The following is a 16,595-nucleotide window of genomic DNA, read 5'->3' on the forward strand; positions in this document are numbered from 1 at the left end:
GCCCGAAGCGCTTTGGCCATCGGCCGGTGGGGGCTTGGCGCGCAACTCCCCGCGCCCCTGACGGAGCGCGCCTCTTCAGACCGGGTTACCGGGAGCGCGGCGCGAAGAGGTCGTCCTGGGCTGACTCTCGGGCCGTCAGGAGGGCTCCGCGGAGTACCGCGCCGCCGCCCAGCGTGCTCGCGCGGACCTCGACCGGCAGCGGGGACATCCGAGTGAGTCGCTCGCCGACCCGCGTGGCCAGTACCTCCCCGCCCGCCTGACCCACCTCACCGCCGAGCACCACGCACCCGGGGTCGAGAACGGCCACGACGGACGCCGCGCCGATGGCGAGGCGGTCGGCGAGGGCGGAGAGGAAGCGGTCGGCTCCGGAGGAAGCCGAGGGGGAAGGGGAAGAAGGGGAGGAGAGGGTCGCCACCGCTTGTCTCACCAGCGCCGCCGCCTCCGGTTCGCCGGGCGACACCGCTGTCGCCACCAACCCGTGGCCGGCCGCGAGTTCCGCGATCGCGGCGGACCCCGCCAGGGAGTGGAACCCGCCCTCGCAGTCCGTCGCCGAGGGCAGTGTCGACGTGCCCGGTACCGGCAGGAAGCCGATCTCGCCCGTGCCGCCGGACGCACCGCGCCGGAGTCTGCCGTCGAGGACGACGGCCGCACCGGTGCCGTGGCCGAGCCAGAGCAGGACGAACGTGTCGCGGTCGCGGGCGGCGCCGTCACGCTGCTCCGCGAGGGCGGCGAGGTTCGTCTCGTTCTCGACGATCACGCGGGCGGGCAGCCGTTCCTGGAGGGCGGCGACCAGACGGCGGTGCCACTCGGGCAGGCCGGAGGAGTCGCGGAGTTCGCCGGTGGCGGGGTCGATGAGGCCGGGGGCTCCGACGCCGACCGTGTGCAGGCGCTCCGCCCCGGCCTCCTTGGCCGCGCGTTCGACCAGCGTGACCGCCTGCTCGACGGCGGGTCCGGTGCCGGTGTCGTCCGCGATCGGCACCGACGCCCGGGCCAGTTCCCTGCCGAGGAGGTCGCAGACGACGACCGAGACGCCCTCGGTGCGGACGTCCAGGGCGGCGAGATGGGCCCGGTCGGCGACGATCCCGTACAGACGGGCGTTGGGGCCACGGCGCTGCTCCCCCGACTCCCCCACCACCTCGATCAGTCCGGCGGCCGTGAGGCGTTCGACGAGGTCGGCGACGGTGGGCCGGGACAGTCCCGTGAGCTGCTTCAACTGCCCTGCGGTCAGGGGGCCTTCCTGCTGGAGCAGGCGCAGCGCGACGCGGTCGTTGATGGCCCGGGCGGTGCTCGGTGATGCGGGCATGCCGGGATCCTCCCAGATCGGTCGCCCAGTCGGTGGCCAGTAAATCATCTATCTATCAGGCAGGGTTCCTGATAGTTTACGGCGGCACCGCGGGGAGCGGAGCCTTGAGGGGCGGGAAAGGTGGGTTGCATGGTCTACGACCTGCGTGAGGTGAAGCGGGCGCGGTACGCCGTGGCCGCCGTCTTCGCGGTGCACGGAGCGGTGACGGGCTCGTTCGCGACCCGTGTCCCCTGGATCCAGGACCACGCGTCCGTCAGCACCGGCCAGCTCGGACTGGCCCTCGCGTTCCCGGCGATCGGGGCCTCCCTGGCGATGCCGCTGGCGGGCCGGATCAGCCACCGCTTCGGCGCCCGTACCGCGCTGCGCGGGCTGCTGTCCCTGTGGACCCTGTCGCTGATCCTCCCGTCCCTCGCGCCGAACATCTACACGCTGTGCCCGGCCCTCTTCGTCTACGGCGCGTCGGCGGGCATGGCGGACGTGGCGATGAACGCGCTCGGCGTCGAGATCGAGAGCCGCCTCGGAAAGTCGATCATGTCGGGACTGCACGGCATGTGGAGCGCGGGCGCCCTGGTCGGCTCGGCGGGCGGCACCCTTGCCGCGCACCTCGGCTCGGACGCGCGCCTGCACCACGCGCTGGCGGCCGGGGTCCTGACGGTCCTGGGTCTCACCGCCTGCCGGTGGGTCCTCGACCTGCGACCGGCCGCGGACGAGGCCCCGCCGCCGCGCTTCGCGCTGCCGCCCAAGTCCGCCCTGCTCATCGGCGCGATCGGCTTCTGTGCGGTGTTCGCGGAGGGCGCCAGTCTGGACTGGTCGGCGGTCTATCTCAAGGGCGAGCTGGGCAGCTCGGCCGGTCTGGCGGCGGCGTCGACGACCGGATTCATGCTGACCATGGCGCTGGCCCGGCTCGTGGGCGACGCGGTGGTCAATCGGTTCGGCGCGGTGCGCACGGTGCGGGCCGGCGGCGGTCTCGCCGTGCTCGGCGGGCTGCTCGTCGTCGTCGCGAACCACCCCGCCGTGGCGATGAGCGGCTTCGCCCTGATGGGTCTGGGCATCGCGGTCGTCGTCCCGCTCTGCTTCGCGGCGGCGGGGCACAGCGGCCCCAACCCCAGTCAGGCCATCGCGGGCGTCGCCACCATCACGTACACCTCCGGCCTGGTCGCGCCGAGCGCGATCGGCACGCTGGCACAGGCGACGAGCCTGGTGGTGTCGTTCGGGCTGGTCACGGTGCTGGCGTGTGGCCTTGCCGCGTTCGCGGGGGTGCTGCGCGCGGGCGAGCGGGACCGGCCCAAGGTCAGTCCCGCGACCGCAGCAGTTCCCGACCCACGGCCCTGAAGCGGTCGCTCCAGGGAGTGGGACGCAGCGTCGCGGCGTCGAGCCGGACGAGGACCCGCGTGCCGTGCGCGTACGTGAGCGCGCCGTCGGCCGAGCAGAAGCGGAAACCGTACGTCACTCCGGTGTTCCCCAGGCGCTCCAGCCAGAGGTGGACGGCGTACTCGCCGGGGCGGTTGACCGGGGCCTCGTAGCTGATCCGCAGTTCCTTGACGGCGTTGCAGAAATCGCCCGCCGCCTCCCAGTCGCCCTCGTAGGCCAGGAAGCCCTGGTCGTTCCACAGGGCCGTCCAGGCGCGTTCGACCATGACCGGGTAGCGGGCGTTGTGGAGCAGGCCGAGTGCGTCGAGGTCGTCGAAGTGGACGGTGACGGGGAGGAGCCGCCCGTAGGAGAGGGCGCGGGCTGCGGGGGCTTCGGCGGTCACGGGCGGGGCTCCTGAGGGTGCCGGTGGAGACGGTGGGGACACCTCCATCCTAAGCGGCCGCTCAGGAACCCCTGATCAGGGTGTTCGTATGCCCCCGGTCAGCCGGCGATCGAGTCCAGCTGCTCGGCGGCGGGCCGCAGGGTCCACAGGTCGCCGCCGGGCGGTGTCTCCAGTTTCGGCACCGCGGCCCGGGCCGCCCGGTCCCCCGCGTCGGCCGCCGCGTGCACGATGTCGCTCGCCGCGTAGCGGTGGAACTCCAGCTCCGGGTGGGGCCACGGCGCGGCGCCCGTCGCGGCGGGCAGCAGATAGTCGACCGCCTTGGCCAGGGTCTGGCCTTCCGGCCCCGTGTACCGCCACAGGTTCACGCCGACGTGCCGGCCGATGGCCGCGAGGCGGGTGTAGGCGACGAGGTCGAAGGTCGAGTAGTGCCAGCTGCGGGTGCGGGTGAGCTCCTGGGGCTGACTGCCGTCCGCGGCGACCTGCGGGTCTATCCGCTTGGACTGCGCACCGAGGACGGTCCGGCGGGCGAGGTCCTCGTCGCCGGTCGCGTACGCCAGGGCGGCGAGCTGCATGTCGTAGAAGGTGCCGTGGTTGTTCTGGGCGGCGCCCTCCTCACCGCCGAAGGCGCTGTTCTCCAGCCAGTCGCGGAAGTCGGTGTTCCAGGCGCGCATGGCGGTGCGGTCGCTCTTCGACCAGCCGGGGGCGCCCGTCTCCAGGATCGCGATCGCGTCCAGGACGCTGGTGTAGGACTGCGAGAAGTCGATGATGCCGATGGCCCGGCCGTCGTACTTGCAGGGGATGAACTGCCCGTGGTCGAGGTTCGGGTTCATCCGGGTGGCCGGCGCGAGGAACCAGGTGCGCAGGACGGTCGCGGCCTTCTCGGCGTACTGCTTCTTGCCGGTGTCGTACCAGGCGAGCGCGAGGTCGTACGTCGAGTCGAAGACCTTCTCGACGTCCTGGCGGTCGGTGCCGGTGTCGACCTCGGGGTTGCGCTGGCCGTCGCGCTGGACGTACGGGCAGCCCCAGGGGTTGTCGGCGGTCTTCGGCTGGGAGGGCCACCAGTACGGGGCCTGGCTCAGGTAGTCGTGGACGTCGCCGCCGGGGGCGGGCTTGGGCTTGTCGACGACCGTCCAGGGGCCCTGGGGCAGCCAGTTGTCGGCGCGGGCCGTCAAGTCCTCGAGCGTGCGCTTCAGTTGGGGATCCCCGCGGTCGAGGCGGAGTCGGGTCTGCTGGAGCCGGGTGCCGTCGAGGACGGCGGTCCGGGGGGCCTTCGGCGCCGCGTGGGCCGAGGCGGAGGGGACGACGACCGCCGCGAAGGTGGCCACGGCGGCGAGGAGGACCGCCAGACGGGGTCTTGCACTCATCAAGCCTCCGACCATGAATGTGAACGCAGTTCATGAGTAAGACCGTGTGAGCGTAGAACCGCCAGGTACCCGTGACAATGGTCCGGACAAAGTTTCACGTACGAAGAAAGCGAAACTCACCATGGACCTCGGCGTGCGCTGGAAACTGCACGGCGACGGGCGGACGCCCGCGCCCGGAGCGGTTGTCCGCCCCGATGAACGCCTTTCGTGGCCGCGCACGATCGGGCTCGGCGCCCAGCACGTGGTGGCGATGTTCGGGGCGTCGTTCGTGGCACCCGTGCTCATGGGTCTGAACCCGAACCTCGCGATCATGATGTCCGGCTTCGCGACGGTCATCTTCCTGCTCGCCACTCGCGGCCGGGTGCCCAGCTACCTCGGCTGTTCGCTCTCCTTCGTGGGCGTCGCAGCGGTGATCCGCGCGCAGGGCGGCACCAGCGCCACGGTGACCGGCGCGGTGTTCGTCGTCGGCGTCGCCCTGTTCCTGGTGGGCCTGGCCGTGCAGCGGTTCGGGGCGCGGATCATCCATGCCGCGATGCCACCGATCGTCACGGGCGCGGTCGTCATGCTGATCGGCTTCAACCTGGCGCCGGTGACGGCGTCCACGTACTGGCCGCAGGACCAGTGGACGGCCCTGCTCACCATGCTGCTCACCGGCCTGGCGGTCGTCTGCCTGCGCGGTTTCTGGTCACGGATCGCGATCTTCCTCGGCCTGATCTTCGGGTACGGGATCTCCTGGGTCTTCGACCGGATCTTCGGAAAGATCCACTCGGTGGACGCGAGCGGCAAGCTCACCGACCACTGGCGGCTGAACCTCTCCGGCGTCGGCAAGGCGGACTGGATCGGGCTGCCGTCCTTCCACGGCCCGTCCTTCCAGTGGTCGGCGATCCTCGTCGCGCTGCCGGTCGTGATCGCGCTGGTCGCCGAGAACGCGGGCCACGTCAAGGCCGTCGGTGAGATGACCGGCGATCCGCTGGACGACAAGCTGGGCACCGCGATCTCCGCGGACGGCGTCGCCTCGATGCTCTCCACGGCGGTCGGCGGCCCGCCCAACACCACGTACTCCGAGAACATCGGCGTGATGGCCGCGACCCGCGTCTACTCCACGGCCGCCTACTGGGCCGCCGCGGGCTTCGCCCTCCTCTTCGGCCTCTGCCCCAAGTTCGGCGCGATCGTCGCCGCGATCCCGGGCGGCGTGCTCGGCGGCATCACCGTCATCCTGTACGGCATGATCGGCCTGCTCGGCGCCCAGATCTGGCTCAACGCCCGGGTCGACCTGCGCAACCCGCTGAACCTGGTGCCGGCCGCCGCGGGCATCATCATCGGCATCGGCGGCGTCTCCCTGAAGTTCACGGACAACTTCTCGCTCAGCGGCATCGCGCTCGGCACGCTCGTCGTGATCACCGGGTACCACGCGCTGCGGGCGATGGCCCCGGCCCACCTCAAGACGGAGCCACTGCTGGACTCCGGCACGTCCTCGTACGACGAGGCGGACGATCAGCGCGCCAGCTCATAGGCGTACTCCGCCGAGAACGTTCCGGGCGAGCCCTTGCACCCGTCCGACTCCCCCGGCAGCTTCACCCACAGATAGGCGTCGATCCTCGCCTCCTCGGTGTTCAGGGTCGGCGCCCGGCCGATCTTCCGGCCCGCCGGATCGCACCACTCCCCGTCGGCCGGGGCGCCGTTGCCGTTGCGGCTGGTGTCGATGACGGCGCCCAGACTCGCGGGGCCGCCCAGCGCGGACAGGACCTGCCGGGCGTACGCGATCTCCTCGCTCGTACGGTGGAAATTGGACACGTTGGTGAAGACACCGTCGGAGGAGGCGGCCGAGGCGGCGCCCGCCCGTGCGAGGAGCGCGGCCTGCTCGGCGGCCGGGTTCCAGGCGGAGTGGCCGGCGTCGTAGTACACGCGGGCCCGGGGGTCGGCGGCCTTGAGGACGCGGCCGGCGCGGGCCAGCGAGGCGAAGCGGGCGGCCCGGTCGGTCGCGGGGAGGCAGTCGGCCTGAGCGACCGAGTCCGGCTCCAGGATGACGATGACCTCGTCGTCGCCGAGGCCCGCCGCGAAGTCGTCGATCCAGCCGTCGTACGCGGCGAGGTCGGGTGCGCCGCCCTGTGAGGCCCCGCCGCAGTCGCGCTGCGGGATGGCGTACGGCACGACGACCGGGACCCGGCCCTCGGCCGCGGCGCCCGCGGTCACCGCCCTGACCCGCGCGGTGATGGTGGCGGGGGTGAAGTCGGCGAACCAGACGGCGGCCGGGCGGTCGGCGATCCGGGATTCGATGACCGCGCGCCGGTGGTCGCCGGGGTGGGACGCGACCCAGTCCAGGACCTGGGAGTCGGGGTGGCTGTAGAGCCGGGCGGGGGCGGCCACGGTCGCCGGCTCCTTCCTGCTCGGGGAGGGCGTCGGGCTCGGCTTCGGGGACGGGGAGTGCGAGGACGGGGACGGCGCGGCGGAGGTCCTGGGCGGGGAGGGAGTCGGTGCGGCGGGCGGCGGGCGGAGGCCGGGCGAGCGGGTCACCAGCGGTTGGGCGCCGTCGGAGGGACGCTCGCCGTCGACGGCGGACATCATCCCCGTCACCGCGCCGACCGCCACGACCACCGAGGCCGCCGCGACCATGGCGGCGTGCCGGGCCACCCGCCTGCGCTCGGCCCTGCGTGCGGCCAGGCGCTGCGCACGTAAGCCTGACACGTACCGCTCCCCCCGGTTCCCACCACGTTTCCGCCGCTCCCGGCCACATCCGCGCCTCCCGACACGGGCGTGTTCCCCCGTTCTGGGGATGCGCCCGGCCAGGCGGCGACTCCGATCAGCCTAGGACTGGGAACCTGCCCCCATGACGCAGTTGGAACAGTTCGCCACCCCCGTGGACGCCATCGCCTCCCGGATGCGCACCCTGGCGGCGACCCTGCCGGAGTGGGACGGAATCGCGGTCTTCAACCGCGTCTACCTCACCGTCACGGAGGAGGTCGAACGGCGCCTGGACGCGGGGGAATTCCGGGACGGCAAGGCCGCGGTCACGCTGGATGTACGTTTCGCCGAGCGCTATCTGCGCGTGGCCGAGGAGGGGTTCCCGCCCGCCTCCTGGCGCCCGCTGTTCCAGTTCCGGCGCCATCCGGGAGTACGCCCGCTGCAGTTCGCGCTCGCGGGCATCAATGCGCACATCGGACACGATCTGGCGCTCGCCGTCGTGGACACCTGCCGTACGCTGCGCTGCGAACCAGCCGACCTGGAGGACGAGTTCGAGCGCGTGGGTGACCTCCTCGTCTCGCTGGAGGAGCGCGTCCGTGAAGATCTGATGCCGGGCCCCGACCTCCTCCAGATCGCCGATCCGCTCACCCATCTGCTCGGCTCGTGGAGCCTGGAGAGGGCCCGCGACGCGGCCTGGTCGGCGGCGCGAGCCCTGTGGGCGCTGCGCGGACTCCCCGACCTCGCCGGGGAGTTCGCCGACCGACTCGGCGCCGCGGTCGGTCTCGCGGGCCGGATGCTGCTCACGCCCCTGGGGGACGGATCCGGCCATATCGCCGCGTACGGCAGGTAACTCACCCTCATACGCGATACGTTCACAATTCAAGTGCCTGACGCGAAGGAGCACAAGCATGGCTGCTCGGCTGGGTCTGAGTCTTCCTCAAACACGCCAGTACGACATCGGTCGAGACGTCCCGGACGTGGCGCGCACGGCTGAGGAGATCGGCTACGAGAGCCTGTGGGTGTTCGAGCGCGCCCTGTTCCCGGACCCCGCCACGCAGGGGCTGTACGGCGTCCCGAACCTGCCCTGGCCCGACTCCTACCGCGGCGTCGCCGAGCCGCTGGTGACCCTGACGCTGGCCGCGGCGGCCACACAGCGGGCGCGGCTGGGCACCAGCGTCCTGGTCGCCCCGCTGCACGGCCCGTTCCAGCTGGCCAGGGCCCTCGGCACGCTGGACGCGGCGAGCGGCGGCCGGGTCGTGGCAGGCCTTGGTACCGGTTGGTCGCTCGACGAGTACGCGGCGGCGGGCGTGGCGCCGTTCGAGGAGCGGGGCCGGGTCCTGGACGAGGTCCTCGACGTGTGCCGCGCGGTGTGGGGCCCGGACCCGGTGTCGTACGAGGGCCGCCTGACCAAGATCGAGTCGGCCGTGGTCGCCCCGAAGCCGGCCCGGCCGATCCCGATCCTGCTGCCCGCCTTCAGCAAGAAGGCGCTGACCCGGCTCGTGGACCGCGGCGACGGCTGGCAGCCCGTGGCCCAGGGAGGCGCCGACCAACTCGCCGCCCAGTGGCGGCAGGTGCAGGACTTCGCGGCCGAGCGCGGGCGCACCGAGCCGATCCAGTCGGTGGCGCGGATCAACACGCGCTACTCCGCCAAGGCTTACGACGGCGCGGACCGCCAGCCCTTCCAGGGCAACGTCGAGCAGATCGTGTCGGACCTGGTCCCGTACGCCGAGATCGGCCTCGACGAGTACTTCGTCGACCTCCAGGACGGCCCGCGGGACGCCGAGGAGCTCAAGGACCTGGCCGCCGAGGTGTACGCGGCGGCACGGGCAGCCGGAATCTGACCGGCCGCCCCACGAACGCCGCCCGGCTCAGTCCTCGGGCAGTTCCACCGGCGCGATCTCGTCGTAGACGTCGCCGGGCCCGGGGTTGGTCGGGTCGGTCGCCCCGCCCAGCTGGTGCATGACGCCCCAGACCGCGTTCAGCGCGGTCTGCACGGCACCCTCGGCCCAGCCGGCCGTCCAGGAGATGTCGTCGCCGGCGAGGAAGATGCCCCGCTTGTCCTCGGGCAGCGAGTCCTGCATGAAGTGCGTGAACAGGCGGCGCTGGTAGCGGTAGTGGCCGGGCAGGTTGGCCTTGAACGCGCCCATGAAGTAGGGCTCGTTCTCCCAGGACACGGTCACCGGGTTGCCGATGATGTGCTTCCTGATGTCGACCTTCGGGTAGATCTCGCCGAGCGACTTCAGCATGACCTCCATCCGCTCGTTCGCGGACAGCGGCAGCCACTTCAGGCTGTCGTCGCACCACGTGTACGAGAGGCAGATGACGGCGGGCTTGTCCGGGCCCTCGTCGAGGAGGTAGGTCCCGCGGGTCATGCGGTCGGTGAGCGTCATCGACATGACGTCACGGCCGGTCTCCTCGTCCTTGTCCAGCCAGAACGGCCGGTCGACCGGCACGAAGAGCTTGGAGCTCTCCATGTAGTGGGTCCGCTCGATGGCGGTCCAGTGGTCGATCGGGAAGAGCGAGTCGTCGCAGGCGACCTTGGAGAGCAGCATCCAGGACTGGGCGGTGAAGATCGCCGCCTTGTACGTACGGATGTCGCCGTTCGCGTCCGTCACCGTGATGCCGTTGCCCGCGGTGCGGTTCAGCCGGGTGACGGCCGGGCGCGGGGCGCCGTCGTGCAGCTTCGCGAGCGAGGTGCCGTAGGCCCAGTGCACGATCTTCTGCGGCTCGCGCTCCCACAGGCGCAGCGGCAGCTGCTGGGAGCCGCCGACGATGCCGCGGTGATGGTCGTCGGCCTCGGTGTAGACGACGCGCAGGATCTCCAGGATCGAGTTCGGGAAGTCGGTGTCCCAGCCGCCGGTGCCGAAGCCGACCTGGCCGAAGATCTCGCGGTGCCGGAAGGACTTGAAGGAGTCCGAGTCGCAGAGGAAGCCGTAGAAGGTCTGGTTGTCGAGCTTCTCGACGAGCTTCGCCCAGATCTCGCGGATGCGCGGCACGTCGCGCTCACGCATGGCCTGGTTCATGTCGGAGAAGTCGGCGCCCTCTTCGAGGCAGGCGTTCCAGGCGTTCATCACGTCGCGGTAGACCTGCGGCAGATCGTCGACGCTGGTCGCGTAGTGCGACTCGCCCTTGAGGTCGACGACCGTCGAGGGAGTGGACTCCGCGAGCGGGTTGGGGAACGGCCGGGTCTCCAGACCCACCAGGTCGATGTAGTGCTGGAGGGCGGTGGAGGAGGGCGGGAAGCGCATGGCGCCCATCTCGGCGGTGAGCGACGGGTCGCACCCCTCGAAGCCCACGGTCCGCAGGCGACCACCGATCTCGTCGGCCTCGTAGACGACGGGCTTGAGACCCATCTTCATCAGCTCGTAGGCGGCCACGATGCCGGACAGGCCGCCGCCGATGACCGCGACCTCGGTGCCGTGCTCGGTCGCGGGTATCTGGCCGAGGCCCGCCGGGTGGGCGAGGAAGTCGTCGTACGCGTACGGGAAGTCCGGACCGAACATGGTGATCGGCGGCTGCTGCGCGTCGGCGTGCTGGACGGCGGTGGGCACCGTGGACGTCATGGGGTACGGACTCCTTGCGGGAAAGCTGGTGAGGGGAGGCGCCGGGGGGCGGCCGGGTGTCAGACGAGCGACCCGTAGAGGCCGGGGCGGCGGTCCTTCAGATACGGGTTCGCCTCGCGCGAGGCCGCGAGGAAGTCGGGGTCGGCGTCGGCGAGGACGAGTTCCTCACCGCGTCCGGCCCGGGTACGGGCGATCCCGTCGGGGCCGGCCAGCGTGGACAGTCCGACGAACTCGAACTCGCCCTCCGGGCCCACCCGGTTGACGTACGCGACGTACATCTGGTTCTCGAAGGCGCGCACCGGGACGACGGACTCGGCGACGAACTGGAAGGGGTGCATCTGCGCGGTCGGCACGACGAGGAGGTCGGTGCCGGCGAGGGCGTGCGCCCGGACGTTCTCCGGGAACTCGACGTCGTAGCAGATCATGAGGCCGATGCGGAGGCCGTTCAGGTCCGCCTGGACGACGGGCTGCTCGCCGGGCGTGAAGTGGTCGCGCTCGAAGCAGCCGAAGAGGTGGGTCTTGCGGTAGTTCGCGAGGCGGGTGCCGTCGGCGGAGATGAGCTGCGCGGAGTTGTAGACCGTCTCGCCCTCGCGCTCGGGGTAGCCGTAGGCGACGGCGACGCCGTGGCGGGTGGCGATCTCGGCGATCGCGTCGGCCCAGTCCCCGTCGGCGGGCTCGGCGAGGCGGGCGATGTCGTCGCCGATCGCGTACCCGGTGAGGAACATCTCCGGCGCCGCCACGAGCCCGGCGCCGGCAGCGGCGGCGCGGCCCGCGGCCTCGTCGAGGACCTTCAGGTTCTCGACGACCGAGCCGGGGCGGCCGGAGCTCTGGAGCAGGGCTGTGCGCATGCGTGGTCCTCACGGGTACGGAGGGGTGTCGGGGACTGTCTAGACGGTACGGGCGGGGGGCTCGGGGGGACAAGCAGGAGCCGTTGCGCGCCGGTGGACGAATCGTTGCGTGCGCCCTGCCTCCGGCGGCGATTCGTTGCGCGCCCTCGTGAGGGGCCCGAAACCCCTGAGGCGCAGGTCACAGACGTCGTGTCGAGCCGTCGCGACCTCGCCTTGACGAGCCGTCCCGGCCGCACGGCCCGCGTCCCGTTCTCACAGCGCGCGCAGTCGCTCCACGATCTCGCGCAGCAGCTCGGGGTCGGCCGTCGGGCCGCCCGGTTCCGGCCGCCGCGGCGCGTCGATGCGTACGAGACCGGCCTCGGCCAGATCGCCCAGCAGCACGCGTACGACGGTCAGGGGCAGGTCGGCGTCGGCGGCGAGCTCGACGACCGGCCGGGGTCCGTGGCGCACTAGGGCCAGCAGGGCGGCGCCTGCGTGGTCGACAGCCGGCCGGCCCTCTTCCGTCCTCAGGGCGGTGACCCGCGACATCAGATCGATCGTGTGCCGGTCGGAGGGCCGCGTCCGGCCCCTGGTCACGGTGTAGGGCCGCACCATCGACCCGGTCTCGTCCTCGTACCAGTGGTCGTCGGTCACGGCCGGGTCAGGGGCCCGCGGGGTCGGCGGCCGACCGTACGGCGGCGGCCATGTGGCGGCCGACGCGGCGGACCAGCAAGGCCATCTCGTGGGCGAGCTGTCCGACGTCCGTCTGCACCTCGCTCAGGACGGCCAGCCGGCTGCCGTCGCCCGCCGGGGTGATGAAGAGGTAGGCGTCGTCGAGCATCACCATGGTCTGGCGCACCTCCCCCGCGGCGAAGCGTTCTCCGGCCGAGCGGGCCAGGCTGTGGAAGCCGGAGCAGACGGCGGCGAGGTGCTCGATGTCCCGCCGGCGCATGCCGTCCGAGCAGCTCAGCGGGAGGCCGTCGGCGGTGAGGAGCACGGCCTGGCGGACGTGGTCGGTCCTGGCCACGAGGTCGTCGAGCAGCCAGCCGAGGTCCGTGCCGGGCGGTTCGGGGCTGCTGCCCTGGGGCTCGGAGGCCCGGTCGGAGTGCTCGGGGGTCTGGTCACGGAGCATCGTCGGCGTCCGTCCCTTCCTCGGTGTCGGTTCGCCGCTCGGATCCGGGCCCGGTGGGCAGGCCCTTGCGGCCGCGGTCGAGGCCGCGCTGGAAGGCGCCGAAGACCGCGCGGACCTCCTCGGCGGTGACCTCGCGCTCCGACGGCTCGTCGGCGGCCGGGCCCTCGGTGCGCAGTTCGGGGGCGAGGGAGGTCTGCCGGACGCGGGTGGGCAGCGCGGGTGGGCTCGCGGCGGGAGCGCTCTTCGGCACACGGTCCGCGAGACGGTCGGGTGCCTCCCGCAGTTTCTCTACATGGTCCGCGGGACGGTCAGGTGCCTCCCGCTGCTTCTCGAGGACCGCGGTGCCCTTCCGGGAGGTCTCGGAGGTCCGGGAGGAGCGCGACGGCAGTGCCCGCGGGTCCGTGTCCGCCGCCGGCTCCGGCCGCTCGGGGTCGACCGGTGCGAGGACCGCCTCCGGCAGCAGCACCACCGCCGTCGTACCGCCGTACGGCGACCGGCACAGCGTGACCTCGATGCCGTGCCGTGCGGCGAGCCGCCCCACCACGTACAGCCCGAGCCGGTCGTGCCGGGTCGGGTCGAAGTCGTCCGGCGTGGTGAGGGTGCGGTGGGCCTCCTCGATCTGTTCGGGTTCGAGACCGAGGCCCCGGTCGTCGATCTCCAGCACGAACCCGCCCCCGGCGCGGCCGGTGCGCAGGGTGACCTGGGTCTGGGGCGGTGAGAACACGGTGGCGTTCTCGACGAGTTCGGCGATCAGATGGACGACGTCGGCGACGGCGTCCGCCGCCACGCCCACCTCCGGCATCGGCGGGACCACGACGCGCGCGTACTCCTCGATCTCGCTCACCGCGGAGGTCACCACGCGGGCGACCGGTACGGGCCTGCGCCATCTGCGGCCGGGCGCCGCGCCGGAGAGGATGATCAGGCTCTCCGCGTGGCGCCGCATCCGGGTGGTGAGGTGATCGATCCGGAACAGGTCGTCCAGGACGTCCGGGTCTTCGGTGCGCCGCTCCAGCGTGTCGACCAGTTTGAGCTGGCGGTGGACGAGCGCCTGGTTGCGGCGGGCGATGTTGAGGAGCACCGCGAACAGCCCGCGGCGCAGGGTGGCCTGCTTGACGGCGGCCTCGACGGCCGCGAGGCGGGCGGTGTTGAAGGACCGGCCGACCTGGCCGATCTCGTCGGCTCCCGCCTCCCCGTCGGCCAGGGGCGGTGCCTCGGTGGCGGCGTCCACGTCCTCACCAGCGCCGAGCCGCCGCATCACGTCGGGCAGTTGGCGGGTGGTGAGGAGGTCGGCGGCGTCCCGGAGGGTCTCCAGGCGGCGCGAGATGCGCCGGGCGCCGCGCACGGCGAACCACAGGGACAGCCCCACGGCGGCGAGTCCGAGGACACCGACGATCGCCGCCTTGGCCAGCTCCCGGTAGGCGAAGGCCCGTCCGCGCTCGGCGGAGTTGACGGCCGACCGCGTGCACAGCTGCATGTACCGCTTGACGGCCCGGTCGGTGGTGGTGCGCCAGGAGCCGGCCGCGACGGCCTCCCCCGCGCCCCGTGCGCCCGCCCGCAACAGGGCGTCCTCGCCCCGGGTCAGCTCCCGGTGCAGGGAGCCTCGCTGGAACTCCTCGAAGAGGGCGCGCGAGTCGGCGGGGAGGTCGGGCACATACGTCCGCTCGAAGACCCGGCGGTCCTCGATCGTCGCGGTGAGCGCGTCGTACTGGCGGTCGGTGAGCGATCCGGCGGCCCGCGCCCCGGCGACGAGGGCGTCCTCCCGCGAGACGAACTCCCTCACCCGCACCAGCTCGATGACGACCTGGGCCTCGCGCGCCAGCTGTCCGGCCTGCAGCGCGGTGAGGGCGGACTGGACGTCGAAGCCCGGCTCCACGAGGGCGCCGTACTCGGTGACCGCCCGGTCCCAGCTGATGGCGCGGGACAGCACCCGCTCCCGCAGCCCCTCCAGCCCGTCGAAGGAGCGCAGCACGGCGTCGAGCACCTGCCGCTGCCTGCCGGAGAGCCTGCCGCGGTCGCCGTCCCGGATCGCCGTCCGCATGGCGGTCACGGCGCGGTCGGTGCGGCGCTGCTGCTCCATCAGGTCGAGGGCCGCCGCCGTGCCGTGGTCCGCGCCCAGGTAGGCGGCCGCGAGCCGCCGTTCGATCTGGATCTGGCCGACCGCCGTGTCGACGGGCGTCCCGAAGTCGTCGTACACCCCCTGGACCCGGACGAGCGCGCGCAGTTCGCCGGTGACGGACACCATGGCGAAGCTCCACAGCACCATGAGGGCGACCACCGGTGCGAGCGCGAGCGCCACGATGCGCGCACGGACCGTGGTGGGACGGCCGAAGGACCAGCGCATGCACTCCCCAGGACGACAGGACGGTCGGGTGGCCGGGCGACGGTTGGTTACCCATCGGTGTTACTCGCTGGTAGCGGGCGCGGATCAACCTACGTGATGGCGCGCCCGCACCGCAATGGTTTCCTGGACCGCCGCTCGGTTCAGACGGCGAAGGTGGTGACGACCGCGGCGTGGTCCGAGGGCCAGTCGTTGCCGGCGACCTCGGGCCAGGGGCGCGGCGTGCCGGTGACGAGCGCCCGGGAGTCGAGCACCGTCAGCCCCCGGTGCAGCACGAAGTCGATCCGGTCCTGCGGCTCGGGCCGCCCGCTGCCGTCCTCGTGCTCCACGTGGACCGGCGACCAGGTGTGTCCGGGCTCCCGTACGGGGTCGGGGTGGGCCTCGCGGTAGGAGTCACGCAGGCCGGCCTCCTCGGCGGCCCTGGTCACGGGCCACTCGACGTCCGGCCAGTCCAGGTGCGAGGGCGCGTTGAAGTCACCGACCAGGACCACGGGGACCGCCTCGGTGGCGGACTCGCTGATGCGCCGCAGGATCTCCCGCATCTGCTCCAGCCGGACGCCCTCGTGGGCGATCAGCTCGGCCGCCGGGAGCCCGTCGAAGCGGGCCTCGTAGGGACCGTACGGCGTGTAGTCGAGGTGGGCGCTCCAGACGTCCACCTCCTGGCCGCCGTCGAGCCGGACGCGCACTCCGGTGCCGCCGTAGAAACCGACGTCCGGGTCGCCGTGGCGGGCGGTGATCGGGTAGCGGCTGATGACGCCGAGGTTCTCGCCGGCCCGGTGGTGATGCCAGCCGAGGGCCTCGGCGAGTTCCTGTGCCGAGGTGCCGTACGTCTCCTGGAGACCGACCACGTCCGCGCCCGTCTCGGCGATGACCTTGAGCTGCTTCGCGCGGTGGTCGTCGACCTTCGTCCCGCCGTACCAGAGGTTCCAGCTCATCACCCGCAGCTCGCGGGGCGCGACCATGGCGCGCAGCCGGGCCGGGGTCACCTCCTCCAGGCTGGTCAGGACGGTGCGTCCGGGTACGGAGTCGATCGGCGCGAGCGAGGGTACGGCGAGCACGGCACACCCCGCGGCCTCGGCGGACGCCACACCCGTCTCGGTGTCCTCCACGGCCACACACGCGGCGGGATCGACGCCGAGGGCGCGGCAGGCGGCGAGGTAGGGGTCGGGGGCGGGCTTGGTGCGTTCGGTGTCGTCGGCCGTGACGGAGACGGCGAAGTGTTCGGCGCCGAGGGCCGCGAGGACGGTGTCGGCGACCGCGCGCGGCGACGCGGTCACGAGGGCGGTGGGGACACCCTCGCGGACCAGTTCACCGAGGAGCCGCAGCGCACCCGGGCGGGGCACGATGCCGGTGCGGACCCGGTGCGCGAACTCCCGGTGCAGTTCGGTGGCGATCTCCCCCACCTCGGCGCCGGTGATCCCGCCCAGCCAGGCGGCGGTGTACTCGACGGGCCGGCCGAGCACCTCCGGCTGGTCGGCCTCCGTCAGCCGGCGCCCGAGCCCGTCGGCCACCTGCTCCACCGCCTCCCACCACAGCCGCTCGGTGTCCACGAGCGTGCCGTCCATGTCGAACAGGACGGCCTGGAGGGGGAGGTGGGGGGAGGTGGTGCGGAGGGTCACGGTGCTCTCTTTCA

Annotated in this window: 14 protein-coding genes; 4 read left to right on the forward strand and 10 right to left on the reverse strand. The window is 72.5% G+C overall.

What is annotated here, in order from left to right; all coding sequences use genetic code 11:
* Positions 1–85: 85 nt before the first annotated feature.
* Positions 86–1,303, reverse strand: a complete 1,218-nt coding sequence (locus OG798_RS13300; RefSeq protein WP_267061285.1) for an ROK family transcriptional regulator — start codon at positions 1,301–1,303, stop codon at positions 86–88.
* A 129-nt stretch (positions 1,304–1,432) separates the two neighbouring features.
* Here OG798_RS13300 and OG798_RS13305 point away from each other — a divergent pair, with 129 nt between their 5' ends.
* Positions 1,433–2,635, forward strand: coding sequence for an MFS transporter (locus OG798_RS13305; RefSeq protein WP_179436645.1), 1,203 nt, complete (start codon positions 1,433–1,435; stop codon positions 2,633–2,635).
* Here the strand turns inward: OG798_RS13305 and OG798_RS13310 are convergent.
* Positions 2,595–3,056: an acyl-CoA thioesterase gene (locus OG798_RS13310; RefSeq protein WP_328757045.1), complete on the reverse strand. Its 462-nt coding sequence runs from the start codon at positions 3,054–3,056 to the stop codon at positions 2,595–2,597. The genes OG798_RS13305 and OG798_RS13310 overlap by 41 nt on opposite strands.
* A gap of 98 nt (positions 3,057–3,154) precedes the next feature.
* Positions 3,155–4,420, reverse strand: coding sequence for an alginate lyase family protein (locus OG798_RS13315; RefSeq protein WP_328757046.1), 1,266 nt, complete (start codon positions 4,418–4,420; stop codon positions 3,155–3,157).
* A gap of 121 nt (positions 4,421–4,541) precedes the next feature.
* Between OG798_RS13315 and OG798_RS13320 the strand changes: the two genes are divergently transcribed.
* On the forward strand, positions 4,542–5,933 hold the full coding sequence (locus OG798_RS13320; RefSeq protein WP_097226450.1) for a uracil-xanthine permease family protein: 1,392 nt from the start codon (positions 4,542–4,544) through the stop codon (positions 5,931–5,933).
* Here the strand turns inward: OG798_RS13320 and OG798_RS13325 are convergent.
* Positions 5,915–7,105 (reverse strand): glycoside hydrolase family 6 protein, encoded by a 1,191-nt coding sequence (locus tag OG798_RS13325; RefSeq protein WP_438948378.1) that lies wholly within the window; start codon positions 7,103–7,105, stop codon positions 5,915–5,917. The two genes, OG798_RS13320 and OG798_RS13325, sit on opposite strands and share 19 nt — an antisense overlap.
* Positions 7,106–7,247: 142 nt before the next feature.
* Between OG798_RS13325 and OG798_RS13330 the strand changes: the two genes are divergently transcribed.
* A complete protein-coding gene (locus OG798_RS13330) occupies positions 7,248–7,952 on the forward strand; it encodes a DUF5995 family protein (protein WP_267061287.1) in 705 nt (234 codons plus the stop codon).
* A gap of 58 nt (positions 7,953–8,010) precedes the next feature.
* A complete protein-coding gene (locus tag OG798_RS13335; RefSeq protein WP_097226448.1) occupies positions 8,011–8,943 on the forward strand; it encodes an LLM class F420-dependent oxidoreductase in 933 nt (310 codons plus the stop codon).
* A gap of 27 nt (positions 8,944–8,970) precedes the next feature.
* On the opposite strand, the gene OG798_RS13340 is transcribed toward OG798_RS13335, so the two are convergent.
* The 6 genes from OG798_RS13340 to OG798_RS13365 form a co-directional block, all read right to left on the reverse strand.
* A complete protein-coding gene (locus OG798_RS13340) occupies positions 8,971–10,665 on the reverse strand; it encodes a flavin monoamine oxidase family protein (RefSeq protein WP_097226447.1) in 1,695 nt (564 codons plus the stop codon).
* Positions 10,666–10,724: 59 nt separating this feature from the next.
* Positions 10,725–11,513 carry a carbon-nitrogen hydrolase family protein gene (locus tag OG798_RS13345; RefSeq protein ID WP_095855818.1) on the reverse strand — a complete coding sequence of 263 codons (789 nt, stop codon included), beginning with the start codon at positions 11,511–11,513 and terminating at the stop codon, positions 10,725–10,727.
* Between the two features lie 252 nt (positions 11,514–11,765).
* Positions 11,766–12,146: a DUF742 domain-containing protein gene (locus OG798_RS13350; RefSeq protein ID WP_257016911.1), complete on the reverse strand. Its 381-nt coding sequence runs from the start codon at positions 12,144–12,146 to the stop codon at positions 11,766–11,768.
* Positions 12,147–12,153: 7 nt separating this feature from the next.
* On the reverse strand, positions 12,154–12,624 hold the full coding sequence (locus OG798_RS13355; protein ID WP_095855817.1) for a roadblock/LC7 domain-containing protein: 471 nt from the start codon (positions 12,622–12,624) through the stop codon (positions 12,154–12,156).
* Positions 12,614–14,965 (reverse strand): sensor histidine kinase, encoded by a 2,352-nt coding sequence (locus tag OG798_RS13360; protein ID WP_267061288.1) that lies wholly within the window; start codon positions 14,963–14,965, stop codon positions 12,614–12,616. The genes OG798_RS13355 and OG798_RS13360 overlap by 11 nt, the downstream gene beginning before the upstream one ends.
* A gap of 140 nt (positions 14,966–15,105) precedes the next feature.
* Positions 15,106–16,581, reverse strand: coding sequence for an HAD-IA family hydrolase (locus OG798_RS13365; protein ID WP_267061289.1), 1,476 nt, complete (start codon positions 16,579–16,581; stop codon positions 15,106–15,108).
* Positions 16,582–16,595 lie beyond the last annotated feature (14 nt).

Source organism: Streptomyces sp. NBC_00271 (assembly GCF_036178845.1).
In the GTDB taxonomy this organism is placed as follows: Bacteria; Actinomycetota; Actinomycetes; order Streptomycetales; family Streptomycetaceae; genus Streptomyces.

Coding starts and splice junctions, on each gene's coding strand:
- OG798_RS13300 (WP_267061285.1), bottom strand. CDS start 1,303: ATGCCCGCATCACCGAGCACCGCCCGGGCCATCAACGACCGCGTCGCG.
- OG798_RS13305 (WP_179436645.1), top strand. CDS start 1,433: ATGGTCTACGACCTGCGTGAGGTGAAGCGGGCGCGGTACGCCGTGGCC.
- OG798_RS13315 (WP_328757046.1), bottom strand. CDS start 4,420: ATGAGTGCAAGACCCCGTCTGGCGGTCCTCCTCGCCGCCGTGGCCACC.
- OG798_RS13320 (WP_097226450.1), top strand. CDS start 4,542: ATGGACCTCGGCGTGCGCTGGAAACTGCACGGCGACGGGCGGACGCCC.
- OG798_RS13330 (WP_267061287.1), top strand. CDS start 7,248: ATGACGCAGTTGGAACAGTTCGCCACCCCCGTGGACGCCATCGCCTCC.
- OG798_RS13335 (WP_097226448.1), top strand. CDS start 8,011: ATGGCTGCTCGGCTGGGTCTGAGTCTTCCTCAAACACGCCAGTACGAC.
- OG798_RS13340 (WP_097226447.1), bottom strand. CDS start 10,665: ATGACGTCCACGGTGCCCACCGCCGTCCAGCACGCCGACGCGCAGCAG.
- OG798_RS13345 (WP_095855818.1), bottom strand. CDS start 11,513: ATGCGCACAGCCCTGCTCCAGAGCTCCGGCCGCCCCGGCTCGGTCGTC.
- OG798_RS13355 (WP_095855817.1), bottom strand. CDS start 12,624: ATGCTCCGTGACCAGACCCCCGAGCACTCCGACCGGGCCTCCGAGCCC.
- OG798_RS13360 (WP_267061288.1), bottom strand. CDS start 14,965: ATGCGCTGGTCCTTCGGCCGTCCCACCACGGTCCGTGCGCGCATCGTG.